Source organism: uncultured Lutibacter sp., from assembly GCF_937891065.1.
Lineage (GTDB): Bacteria > Bacteroidota > Bacteroidia > Flavobacteriales > Flavobacteriaceae > Lutibacter.
Genome location: NZ_CALAEQ010000244.1, coordinates 1 through 12,966 on the forward strand (window position 1 = coordinate 1; position 12,966 = coordinate 12,966).

The window sequence follows — 12,966 nt, forward strand, 5'->3', positions numbered from 1 at the left end:
TGCATTTTCTTTTATAGGATCATAAAAACCTACTAAATTATATTTTTCTGATTGATTTAATAATTTTAAATGGATTTTACCAAGATGTCCGGCTCCTAAAACTCCTGCTTTTAATATCATAAGAATGTTTATTTTTAGATAAACAAAAGTAAGAATCTTTAAGCATTTATTCCTATTTTTAGCAACTCAAATTTAGCAATTAGTGAAGGATACACACAAACATCAAGGACTTAGAAATCAATTAGCAAAAATTTTAGAAGAAAAAGGAATTACAGACAAAAATGTATTGACAGCAATTGCCAATGTTCCTCGCCATTTATTTATGGATTCTGGTTTTGTAGATTTTGCATACCAAGATAAAGCGTTCCCAATAGCTGCTGACCAAACAATTTCACAACCATATACGGTAGCTTTTCAGACAGAGTTATTACAAGTAAAACCAGCTCATGAGATTTTAGAAATAGGTACAGGTTCTGGTTATCAAACTGCTGTTTTGATAGAAATGGATGCTAAAGTTTATACAATTGAACGGCAGAATGAATTGTTTAAAAAAACGAAGTTGTTTTTACCTAAAATAGGTTATAAACCTAAGAAAATGATTTTTGGTGATGGTTATAAAGGCTTAATTGAAAATGCTCCTTTTGATGGGATTATTGTGACTGCCGGAGCTCCTTTTGTCCCAAATGCTTTATTAGCTCAGTTAAAAATAGGAGGTAGGTTGGTAATTCCTATTGGAGATGATTTACAAACAATGACCTTATTTATTAGAACTAGCGAAAAAGATTTTGAAAAACACGAATTAGGTAAATTTAGATTTGTACCTATGTTAAAGAAGAGAAATTAGTTTTATCTAATACCATAATGTTTTTTTGCGTTGTATGAATCTAATTCATTAAGTTTTATTAAAATTAGTGATTTCCATGTATTCTGTTCATCTTTATTAGAAGAATAATCAGTTAAAACATCAAATTTGTATTGATATTTTTTAAGTAAAATGTTATTTTCATTATACACTTCTATATAGGAAATGTCACATGCATTATTTCGTTTTAATTTTTGAAATTGTTTTCTTAATTTTCTTGCGAAAATTTCTTGTATGTCAAAGTGTATTTGTTCGTGTTCTAAAAGATTATCAGAACTTTTGTTTTTTGAATATGAATGAAATCTATTAAATGTAGGAATTATAGTGTAGGAGTAAATCTCATTGTTAGAATAGGCTCTAATTAATTGCATTTCAAGGAAAGATAATGCTGTAATTCTTTTTTTATAATTAGGAGTACCTGAAAAATCATTCCAGGAAAGCTTATAATTTTCATCCCATATAATTAATGAATCTAATTTTTGGGCATTTATGTTAAAAAAAAAGGAAAGAAATAGTAAAATTATTATTTCTTTCCTTTTTAAAGTTAACTGTTTATATATTTTCATAGCAAAAAATGATAACAAATAATAATACCTCAGTTAATTAGAAATATCATTAAATTATTATCAAATTTTATGCCAATACTGTGTTCTTCCTAGTAAAGCAAAACCAATATATCCACGAACTTTTAGTTTGTTATCTCCATCCAAAGTAATGTAGCATTTATATTCCTTTCCTGTTTTTGGGTCCAAAATTTTGGCATCATTCCATTCATCACCATCTTCAGATAATCCATTGATTATAACCATACCTTTAATTGGTTTGTTTTTATTTTCGCCTTTGCATAAATCACAAAGTTTATCTTCCTTACCTTTTTCTAATAATTGTACAATTTTAGCATAGGCTTTCCCATCAACTTTATAAATTTCAACAATAGACTTTTCTTTACCAGTTTCATCATCAATAGTTTTCCATTTTCCGAAAATTGACTGTGCGTTACTGGTAAAAGTTCCAAATGCTATACAAGCAATTAAAATTAAAATACTTTTTTTCATCTTTTTAATATTTATTAAATTATTAATCATACTTAGCGTCAAATTGTCCATTCCACTTTCCTTGAACTTTTAAAACTTGTTCAATAACATCACGAACACAGCCAAAACCTCCTTTTTTATGAGAAACATACAATGATATATCTTGAATTTCTGGTGCGGCGTCATTTGGGCAACAAGGTAATCCAACTTTTTTCATAACTGGATAATCTGGAATATCATCACCCATATATAAAATATTTTCAGCTTTTAAATTGTGAAGTTTTTTATATTCTTCAAATTGATTTAATTTCTTGTGAGCTCCTAAATAAATATCGGTAATACCTAAACCTTGTAATCTTGTTCGAACTCCTTCATTTGTTCCTCCAGAAATGATACATACATTATAACCAGCCATTACCGCTGTTTTCATTGCATAACCATCTTTAATATTCATATTTCTAATCATTTCTCCATCAGGAAAAATAGTTATAACTCCATTTGTTAGAACTCCATCAACATCAAAAATAAATGTGGTGATTTGGGGCATAATTTCTTTATAACTTTTCTCCATACGTATTATTGATAGATTTGGTTAGCAATGTATAAATTTCTCGTTGATTTATAAGTAACATTGTTTCGTGTTTTTCAGTAGTCTTTGTATCATTTCTTCTTGCGGGTCCTGTTTGAGCTTCATAAGGTGTAATTTCATCTATTTTTGAAGCAGTTTCAAGTATTAGCGGTTTTAAAATTTCAAACGGTACGTTAGCAGTATTACAAATATCATGCCCAATTTTATACATAACATTTACAAAGTTATTTACAAAAACTGCGGCAAGGTGTAATTTTTCGCGTTGTTCAGAATTAATAATATGAACAGTATTTGAAATTTTTGATGCTAATTGAGATAATAATTTTAAATCTTTTTCATTTTCAGCCTCTAAACAAATTGGAATGGTTGAAAAATTAACTTCTCGTTCTTTTGAAAAGGATTGTAAAAGGTAAAATACGCCTTTATTTGATATAGTTAGAAGATCTTTCATAGCAACTCCACCAGAAGTATGAACTACTAGTTTTTCTTTAAAATTTATTTTTGATGAAAGACTAGAAATAGCATTATCTGATACAGAAATGATATAAATATCAGCATCTTTTAATTCACTTAACTTATTAGTAATTGAAGTGGAATTTTTTAAATGTTGAATTTTCTCAATACTTCTATTGTAAACCTGAACTAGGTTTATAGTATCATTTTTTAACAATTGAGTTGTTAAATGATGTGCTACATTTCCACCGCCAAGAATTACAACGTTAATCATGCTACGAATATAATTGAATTGAACCATAAAAAAAATTCCATCTTTTTAAAAGATGGAATTTTTAGTAATAATTATTTTAGTATTATAATACTTATTCTCTAATTGCAGCTTGAGCAGCAGCTAAACGTGCGATTGGCACACGGAAAGGAGAACAAGATACGTATTCCATACCAACTCTATGGCAGAATTCAACTGAACTAGGCTCACCACCATGTTCACCACAAATACCAATTTTTAAACTTGGACGAGCAGCTTTACCTTTTTCACATGCCATTTCAACTAATTGTCCAATACCTTCTTGATCTAACACTTGGAAAGGATCGTGTTTTAAGATACCTTTTTCAATGTAGATAGGTAAGAATTTACCAGCATCATCTCTTGAATATCCGAATCCCATTTGAGTAAGGTCATTTGTTCCAAAAGAGAAGAATTCAGCATGTTCAGCGATTTTATCAGCAGTTAAACAAGCGCGAGGAATCTCGATCATTGTTCCTACTAAGTAATCAACTTCTAAACCTTTTTCAGCAAATACAGCAGCAGCAACCTCACGGATGATGTCTTCTTGCATTTTAAACTCTTGCATAGTACCAATTAAAGGAACCATGATTTCTGGTTTAGGATTAAATCCTTTAGCTTTTAAATCACAAGCCGCTTCTATAATTGCACGTGCTTGCATTTCAGTAATTTCTGGGTACGTATTTCCTAAACGACAACCTCTATGACCTAACATTGGGTTAAATTCGTGCAAAGATTCAACTTTAGCTTTTACAAGCTCAACATCAACACCTAATCTTTCAGCCATTTCAACTTGAGATGCGGCATCGTTTGGAGTAAACTCATGTAATGGTGGATCCAATAAACGAATTGTAACACCAAATCCATCCATAGCTTCAAGAATTCCGTAGAAATCTTCACGTTGGATTGGTAATAATTTAGCTAATGCATTTTTACGACCAGCTAAGTCTTCAGCAAGAATCATTTCACGGATAGCCCAGATACGATCTCCTTCGAAGAACATATGCTCAGTACGACAAAGTCCAATACCTTTTGCACCAAATTCACGAGCAGCTTTTGCATCATCAGGAGTATCAGCATTTGTACGAACGTACATACGAGTATTTTTTTCTGCTAATTCCATTAATTTTGCAAAATCGCCATCTAATGTAGCAGTCATTGTATCTACTTTTCCTTCATATACAATACCTGTAGTACCATTTAATGAAATGAAATCACCTTCTTTATAAACAACACCACCAACAGTCATTGAAGTTTTAGAAACAACTAAACCTGCAGCAGAAGAGATACAACATTTACCCATTCCACGTGCAACTACAGCTGCGTGAGAAGTCATACCACCACGTTCAGTAAGGATACCTTCAGCAGCATACATTCCTTTTAAATCTTCAGGAGAAGTTTCACGACGAACCAAAATTACTTTTTTACCATCAGCAGCCCATTTCTCAGCAGCATCAGCAGAAAAAACAACTTGACCTGTTGCAGCACCTGGAGATGCAGGAAGACCTTTAGAGATTTCTTTTGCAGAAACTAAAGCGTCTTGATCGAATACAGGGTGTAATAATTCATCTAATTTATTAGGCTCTTGACGTAAGATTGCAGTTTTTTCGTCAATAAGACCTTGTTCTAACATATCTACTGCCATTTTTACCATTGCAGCACCAGTACGTTTACCGTTACGAGTTTGAAGCATCCAAAGTTTACCTTCTTGAATAGTAAACTCCATATCTTGCATATCTTTGTAGTGATCTTCAAGTTTTTGTTGAGTCACATTAAGTTCTTGATATAATGAAGGCATTACTTCTTCTAAAGAAGGAAAGTTTTTAACTCGGTCTCCTTCTGAAGTACCGTTACGTTCAGCCCAACGTTTAGATCCTATTGTAGTAATTTCTAATGGAGTACGAACACCAGACACAACATCTTCACCTTGTGCATTTATTAAGTATTCACCATTGAATTGGTCTTCACCAGTTGCAGCATCACGAGAGAAACAAACTCCTGTTGCAGAAGAATCACCCATATTACCATATACCATTGCTTGTACGTTTACAGCAGTACCCCATTCAGAAGGAATGTTTTCCATTCTTCTGTAAAGTATAGCTCTTTCAGTATTCCAAGAATCGAATACAGCACAAACAGAACCCCAAAGTTGATCCCATGGATTTGTTGGGAAGTCAACACCTGCGTGTTCTCTAATTACTGCTTTATAACCTTCAACTAGCGTTTTAAGATCTTCAACTGTTAATTCAGTATCAATTTTATAACCTTTTGCTGCTTTTAATTCGTCAAGAATAACCTCAAATGGGTTATGGTGTCCTTCTTCAGCTTCAACACCCATTACAACATCACCATACATATGTATGAAACGACGGTAAGAATCGTATGCAAATTTTGCATTACCTGATTTTTCAGCAATAATTTTTACTGTTTCATCATTCATACCTAAGTTAAGAACTGTATTCATCATACCTGGCATAGAAGCACGAGCACCTGAACGAACAGATAATAACAAAGGAAAAGAACCATCAGTTGGATTGAATTTTGCTCCCATTGTAAGCTCAGTTGCTTTAACAGCTTCTTCAACTTGTTCTTTTATAGTTTGAACAACAGCATCTTTTCCATAAAGATTGTACTCAGTACAAACTTCTGTAGTAATTGTAAATCCTGCAGGAACAGGTATTCCAATTAAACCCATTTCTGCTAGGTTAGCTCCTTTACCTCCTAAAAGGTTTTTCATAGTGCTATTTCCATCTGCAGTCTTACCTCCAAATTTGTAAACTCTTTTTTTTCCTTCCATTATTATTATACTTTAATTTATTATGTTATTTTTTAATTTATGAGGGCACAAATTTAGGGAATTTCCTCCTAATCTCGTATGATTTATATCATTGATTTTTAGCACGAAAACGATTTAGATGTAAATATTTTAACTTTTTTAATACATAAAAAGTAAGAATCTTATGAAATAACTAAATTTATTGAATCATTTTTAATTTAGAATTCTTGACTTAATAATTCTCCTGAAAGTTGTAATAATTTTAATTCAGCATTTTTAGCATCATATTTAGCAGAATTTAAATTTGACTGTGCATTTAAAAGATTTACTTGTGCTTGTCTAAATTCTATAGATGTTATTTGGCCTAATTTAAATTGTTCTTCGGTTCTTGAAAAATTTCTCTTATTTGTTTCAACATTTTTTTTTTCTGCTTTTAAAATAAATAAAGCATTGTTGTAAATTTCTAAAGCGTTTGCAATAGAGCGCTCTAATTCATTTTCTATTAGTTCTTTTTGAACTTGTAAATTATCAGCTGTTATTTTTGAATTTTGAATACGTGTTTTTGTATTTCCACCATCAAACAAATTCCAATTTAAACTAACTCCTGCATTTATTCCTTTTGATAATTGTTCTGAATTAGCAAATGTTAAATCATAATCATATTTATTAAATCCGTAAGAGCTATTAAAATTAAGGGTAGGGAATAGGTCAGACTTGTTAATTTTTGTATCAAAATTACTTAGCACAATACTCTTTTCTACTTTCAGTATTTCAATATTATGACTTTTTGCTTTTTCTAATAAATTTTGATAATCAAATATCAAATTAAATGATATACCGGTATCAACAGTGAAATCGTTAGTTATGGTTCTTCCTAAAAGTAAATTTAAATCGCGCTTAGAGTTTGCTAAAAAACGTTGTGTATTTATATATCTAATACTATCATTATTTACATCTACTTCAGCATTTAAGACGTGTAATTTTGTACTTTGTCCATAATCAAAACTCAATTCAGCCCGTTTTAATCGTTGTTTTGAAATTTTTAAGGACTCTAAAATATTCAATTCATCCTCGGTTAATTGCGCAACATCATAATAGATTGTGAAAATTTGTAATACTGAATTTTCAATAATAGCTTGGGCTTCAAGTTCAGATAAATTATAGGCTTCTTTTAATTTTTTATAATTATAGGTTCTTCCTAAACCATCAAATAACGTATAATTTAAACCGATTGAAGCATTGTATAATTTAGACTCAGCATCATTAGTTTCTGAAACATCTCCATTTTGAGATGTAAATTCACTAGAGTTATTATTGTAGTTTGCTCCTGCTGATGCTGTTACTTTTGGTAAGAAACCGCTATTGTAAATGCTTGCATTATTCTCAGCAATTTTTACTTTATTTTTTGCTATCTGAATACCGTAATTATTCTCCAATGCTAGATTAATTGCATCTTCTTTGGTCAGTTTTTCTTGAGAAAATCCTATTGAAAAACTAAATAAAAATAGAATTGTTATTTTATGAATGTTGTTCATCATTTTCGCTTTTTAATTCAATAATTGCTCTTTCAACTTCTTCTTTAGTTACTTTTTTACCAGTTATTAACCACTTAATAAAAACTTTAATATCATTTGAAACCGATAATAGTAACGGTAACATAACTAAAGTTAAAACAGTTGCAATGGCAATACCGTAGGAAATGGAAATAGCCATAGGTTTTAAAAATTGAGCTTGTCTACTTTTTTCTAACAATAATGGAGCTAAACCAGCTATAGTTGTTAGTGTGGTTAATAAAATTGCTCTAAACCTTGATATAGAAGCTTGTATTAGTGCTTCATCATATTTTAGACCTTGTTTTAAGTATCCATTAAATTTTTCAATAAGTACAAGTCCATCATTTACCATAATTCCAATTAAAGCTATAATACCCAACCATGAAAGTATGTTTATTGGAAAATCATGGACCCAATGACCTACGATTATACCAATTAAACTAAAAGGAATCATTAATAATAACAAAATGGGTTGTTCATAAGACCTAAATGTAAAAGCAATTACAATATAAATAAGTGCTAAAATTATTAACCCAACTTTTTTAACTGAAGTTATAGTTTTTTGTGCTTCTCTATTTTGACCTTCATATGCTGCTGAAACTGTAGGATATTTTGAAGTAATTTCAGGTATGACATTTGCTTTTATATCGTCTAAAATATCTGTAGCACTTTCACCCGGAGATTTCATATCTGCTGTGATTTGAATTTCACGTTTACTACTTAAATGATTTATAGCAACATCTCCTCTTTGAATTTCATAAGTTGCAATTTCAGATAAAGGGACGTTTTGATTTGACGGAGTAGTAATCCACATATCATTCAAGTCTTTTATAGATGATCTATCTTCTTTTTTATAACGTACCCAAACTTTAATTTCATCCTGCCCACGCTGAAAACGTTGTGTTTGCAAACCAAAAAAACCTGAACGGACTTGGCTCATCACAGTTTGTAAATTTAATCCCAATAAATAAGCATTGTCTTTTAACTTAATTTGAATTTCTTTAATCCCAGCAGGATCATTGTCTGCAATATCTTTTAATTGAGAGTTTTTAGCTAAAATTTCTTTCAGTTCAATTTTAGCAGCTTTCAATTCTTCAATATTATTTCCTAGCAAAGAAACAGCCACCGGACTTCCTCCAAAATTTCCTCCTGAACCAAAAGTTAAGCTTTCAACACCATGAACAATACCAACTCTTTCCCGAATGGCATTTGTTATTTCTGGTGAAGAAAATTCTCTTGCTTCTCCAGGCAATAAATTTACAGTTAAACTCCCGTTTGAAGTTCCAGGGCCAATTCTCTTAATTATATTTTCAACAACGGAAACATTTCCAGTTTGTTTTTTAGTAAACTCTTCATTTATATCCCAAACTGCTACTTCAATTTTTGAAATTATAGAATCAGTAATCATTTCATTAGTTCCTTGAAGCATTTTTAAATCTATGCTAATTCTATCACTGGCAATTGAAGGGAAAAAAGAAGTTTTAACAATTCCTCCTCCAAGTGCTCCAATACTTAAAATAAGCAATGTGATTGGTATTGCAAAACCAAATAATTTATGCTTTAAAAAAAACTTTAAATAAGGAGCATAAAAAGTATCTCTAAAATAAAAGAGTCCTTTTTCAGCAACTTGATTTACATTAAAGAAGAAGGTGTTTAATTTATTTCTCTTTTTCTCTTTTCTTTCTAAAGCTTTAGAATGAGCAATATGTGCAGGTAAAATAATTAAAGCTTCAATTAATGATACAGCTAATGTTAAAATTACAATAACTGATACTTCACTAAAGAAGTTTCCTATTCTTCCATCTAAAAAGAAAAATGTTGAAAAAGCAATAATAGTAGTTAATATTGCTGAAACTATAGGAGGGATTACTTCTAATGTACCATCAATTGCAGCACGTATGGGAGTTTTCCCTTTTTCGTAATGATGATAAATATTTTCTCCAATTACAATTCCATCATCTACTAATATACCAATTACAATAATCATCCCAAACAATGAAAGTACATTGATGGTTACCCCTAAATTTGCAGCAAAAATAAACATTCCAAAAAATGCAATTGGAATACCAAAGGCTACCCAAAATGCCAAACGAACATTTAAAAATAGCGCTAAGAAAAAGAGCACTAATAAAACACCCATTCCAGCATTTTTTATCAATAACTCTGTTCGTTGTTTTAAAGCAATTGAATTATCACTAGAGATATCTATTTGAACATTATCTTGCTGTAAATTAAATTTTTTAATGTATTCTTTAACGTTCTCAGCAGTAGAAATTAAATCTTCACTATTCGTATTACTTACCGTAATATCTATAGCGTTTTTACCATTAAAGTATAGTCTGTCGGGGGTTTCGGACCAAGTGTCTGAAACATCTGCAATGTCGCTAAGTCTAATAATATTTCCACTTGCATCAGCTCTTACAACTAAATTCAAAAGCTCATTTCCAAAATAATTTTTGTTACGAGCTCTAATTAAATAATCTTCATCATTGGTTTTAATATTTCCACCAGAGATTAATAAATTAGTTTTACTAATGGCGCTTGATACCTCCGTAAAGGATAAATTATAGGCACGTAAGTCATTTTCTCTCACTGCAATTTCAATTTCTTGGGCAGGAAAACCCGAAAGCCTCACTTGTGAAATTCCATCAATACTTCTTAAATCGTTTTCAACTGTTCTTGCATATTGTTTTAACGTAGCCAAAGGAATTTGATCTCCACTAACAGTAAAGCTAATGGTTGGTCTCATAGTTTCAATTTTAGCAATTATAGGAGGCTCCATTCCAGAAGGAAAGGAAGGGACTCTATCTACAGCATTTTTAACATCAGCTAAAACAACATCTATATTTTTACCTTTGATCGTTTCAACATTTATTTGTGCAGAGTTTTCTCTAGAAACCGATGTAACTCTGTCAACTCCTACAATTCCTTTTAAATTATCTTCAATTTTTAGCACAACACCTTCTTCCATTTCTTCAGGAGATGCGCCAGGATAGTTTAAACTTATGGAAATATTTTGTGATTCGGTTAACGGGAAATAAGATGATTTCATGGATAAATAACCAGCTAAACCAAATCCAATAAATGCCAATATAAATATATTAACAGCTACAGGAAATTTTATAAAATAGGATATGATTTTTTCCATTATTGTTCAATATTTTCTGTTGAAATTTTAACAAGCATACCTATATGAGATCCAGGAACAGGCTTAGATAGAAGTTTTGTTCCATTTGCTAATCCTTTAACTACAACCGATTTTTCATTTTCAAAAATAGGGTTCACGTTAACTAAATCTAAAACAGAATCTTTAACAATGTATAATTTAGAGTTTTCAATTAAAAGATTTCTAGAAACTTCAAATGCGTTTTCTTCGGCTTTAGCTTCTAAGGCAATTTCAACATATTGCCCTTCTTTTAAATCTTTACCACTTACTTGTATAAAAGCTTTTATTGTTTGAGTTGATGCATCTACTTTTCCATTTATTCTAATTACTTTACCTATCCAAGTTTTGGTTTTTTCTAAGTTGTATAATTCAACTTGTTTACCAACTTGCAGTAAATCTCTGAATTCAGATTTTACAGAAACACCTATTTCATAAACAGTTGGATCTATAAATTCTCCTAACTTTTGCCCAACTCTAATTAATGTCCCCGGATTTACCAGTGACTCTGTTAGTATTCCATTAAAAGGTGCTCTTAAATTATATTTATTCAATTTAACTTCTAAGTTTTTAACATTGTAGTATGTTGTATTTATACCGCGACCCGAAATGAAGAATTTTTCCTTTTCTGAAGTGGTTTCTGGTAATTTTTGAAGTGATTTTTGAGTGTCAAAACTTAGCAAGTAATTATGCCATTTTTGGTACTCTGAAGGGAAATCTAATCTAATATCAGGCATAACAGCTGTAATAGCATTGAATAAGTTACTTTTTTGAGCTTGTAAATTTGCATAAAACTCATCACTATTAATTTTAATAATGGTTTCACCTTTGTTAAATGATGTTCCTTGTTTAAACTCTTTTGAAGTAGTCTCTAAAACACCCTGAACTTCAGCATATAATTCAATTTTATTTTTTGCAACCAAATTACCATTTGTTGTTATAACTAAAGGAATTGCAGTGTTTATTACTGTTTCCGTAAAAACAGTCTTTACAATTTTTTCTGTGGTTGGTTTTGGTTTTTTCTTATTGTCTATTAAGTATTTAGCAATATAAATAGAGCCTCCTAAGAGAACAATTGATAAAACTATGATTAAAATATTTCTCATTGATTTAAATTTGATTAATTAAATGATTATAAAGTGTGTTTTTTTAAATTGAATTGAATTTTGGTCATTACATTAAAGAAAATCTTTTTTTCTTCTTCTGTAATTCCTTGTTGCATTTTTTCTAAAGTATGAAGCATTAAAGGTTTCATTTTAAGAAATAATAATTTTCCTGTTTCAGTAATTTGAATTAAATTTTTACGTGAATCATTTTTTGAGGGAATTCTAGTAACCAAATTATTTTTTTCCATAACATTTATAAGCCTAGTGAGTGAAGCTTTGTTACGATTGGTTATAAAGGCTAATTCGTTTTGAATAAGAGGTTCATTATCTTCAAATAAAATTTTTAAAACTATCCACTGTTCTTTTGTAACTTGAATATTATTTTGCAGAAATACTTCTGAAATATACATGTTCAATATTTTAGCAGTTCTGCCAATCCAAGGAGCGAGTGTTTTATTAAAATCTGAGTTGTCAGAATCCAAATTCATTTTATTTATTTGACGCGAATATACTAATTGTTATTTATTAGTTGCATATGCAACTATGTTAAAATTTCAATAAAATTTGCATAAAAAAAAGAGACTATTTTTAGTAGTCTCTTTTTTGAATAAAGATTGATGAATCTTTATTGAGGTGTCAATGTATTATATGTTATGGGGGTTGAATTACCTGTAAGGTCATTAACTTCAAATGAGTTGTTATTGAATTCAAAATTTAAAAGTTGTGGCATATTTTTTATAGAAGGGCTTATAATGCCAATAAATCTATTATTATTTAAAAGTAATGTTTTTAGTTTTGTAAGGTTGCCTAATTCAAATGGAACTTCACCTTCAAATAAATTATTAGCTAAAGTCAACTCTTTTAAATTAGTAAGGTTACCAACTGTATGAGGTATAATACCGTATATTGAATTATCAAAAAGGCTTAAAGTTGTTAAACTTGTTAAATTTCCAATTTCTAAAGCAAGTGTACCTGATAAGTTATTACTGCTTACGTGAAACGTTTCAAGATTTTTAAGATTATAAATAGAAGTTGGTAAATATCCGCTTAGTAAGTTATTAAAAAGTATTAATTCTTTTAGGTTAACTAAATCACCAATATTTGAAGGAATTTCACCTTCTAATTGATTCATAAATAATTG

Annotated in this window: 10 protein-coding genes and 2 pseudogenes; 1 reads left to right on the top strand and 11 read right to left on the bottom strand. The window is 30.1% G+C overall.

All coding sequences use genetic code 11. From position 1 onward, the window contains the following. A pseudogene (locus tag Q0352_RS13205) lies at positions 1-120 on the bottom strand (gfo/Idh/MocA family oxidoreductase); the annotation flags it as partial. An 82-nt stretch (positions 121-202) separates the two neighbouring features. Between Q0352_RS13205 and Q0352_RS13210 the strand changes: the two are divergent. Further along, complete coding sequence (locus Q0352_RS13210; RefSeq protein WP_299528205.1) at positions 203-844, top strand: protein-L-isoaspartate(D-aspartate) O-methyltransferase; 642 nt, start codon at positions 203-205, stop codon at positions 842-844. Between the two features lie 2 nt (positions 845-846). Here Q0352_RS13210 and Q0352_RS13215 read toward each other — a convergent pair whose 3' ends face one another. From Q0352_RS13215 to Q0352_RS13260, 10 genes and pseudogenes are all read right to left on the bottom strand, one after another. Beyond that, positions 847-1,428 carry a hypothetical protein gene (locus Q0352_RS13215; RefSeq protein ID WP_299528207.1) on the bottom strand — a complete coding sequence of 194 codons (582 nt, stop codon included), beginning with the start codon at positions 1,426-1,428 and terminating at the stop codon, positions 847-849. Positions 1,429-1,488: 60 nt separating this feature from the next. Beyond that, positions 1,489-1,917: a DUF2147 domain-containing protein gene (locus tag Q0352_RS13220; protein ID WP_299528209.1), complete on the bottom strand. Its 429-nt coding sequence runs from the start codon at positions 1,915-1,917 to the stop codon at positions 1,489-1,491. A gap of 22 nt (positions 1,918-1,939) precedes the next feature. Then, complete coding sequence (locus Q0352_RS13225; protein ID WP_299528211.1) at positions 1,940-2,467, bottom strand: HAD family hydrolase; 528 nt, start codon at positions 2,465-2,467, stop codon at positions 1,940-1,942. Beyond that, positions 2,451-3,212: a Rossmann-like and DUF2520 domain-containing protein gene (locus tag Q0352_RS13230; RefSeq protein WP_299528213.1), complete on the bottom strand. Its 762-nt coding sequence runs from the start codon at positions 3,210-3,212 to the stop codon at positions 2,451-2,453. Before Q0352_RS13230 ends, Q0352_RS13225 begins: the two co-directional genes overlap by 17 nt. Before the next feature lie 91 nt (positions 3,213-3,303). Further along, the gene (gene ppdK, locus Q0352_RS13235) at positions 3,304-6,024 is read right to left on the bottom strand and encodes a pyruvate, phosphate dikinase (RefSeq protein WP_299528215.1); all 2,721 of its coding nucleotides are present in this window, start codon (positions 6,022-6,024) and stop codon (positions 3,304-3,306) included. Between the two features lie 197 nt (positions 6,025-6,221). Continuing rightward, positions 6,222-7,541: a TolC family protein gene (locus Q0352_RS13240; protein ID WP_299528217.1), complete on the bottom strand. Its 1,320-nt coding sequence runs from the start codon at positions 7,539-7,541 to the stop codon at positions 6,222-6,224. After that, entirely contained in the window at positions 7,522-10,704 is a 3,183-nt protein-coding gene (locus Q0352_RS13245; RefSeq protein ID WP_299528219.1) for an efflux RND transporter permease subunit, read from the bottom strand. Before Q0352_RS13245 ends, Q0352_RS13240 begins: the two co-directional genes overlap by 20 nt. Next, positions 10,704-11,825, bottom strand: coding sequence for an HlyD family efflux transporter periplasmic adaptor subunit (locus Q0352_RS13250; RefSeq protein ID WP_299528221.1), 1,122 nt, complete (start codon positions 11,823-11,825; stop codon positions 10,704-10,706). The genes Q0352_RS13245 and Q0352_RS13250 overlap by 1 nt, the downstream gene beginning before the upstream one ends. Before the next feature lie 26 nt (positions 11,826-11,851). Continuing rightward, positions 11,852-12,313 (bottom strand): MarR family transcriptional regulator, encoded by a 462-nt coding sequence (locus Q0352_RS13255; protein ID WP_299528223.1) that lies wholly within the window; start codon positions 12,311-12,313, stop codon positions 11,852-11,854. 137 nt (positions 12,314-12,450) lie between these two features. Beyond that, positions 12,451-12,966: pseudogene (locus tag Q0352_RS13260) on the bottom strand (hypothetical protein); the annotation flags it as partial.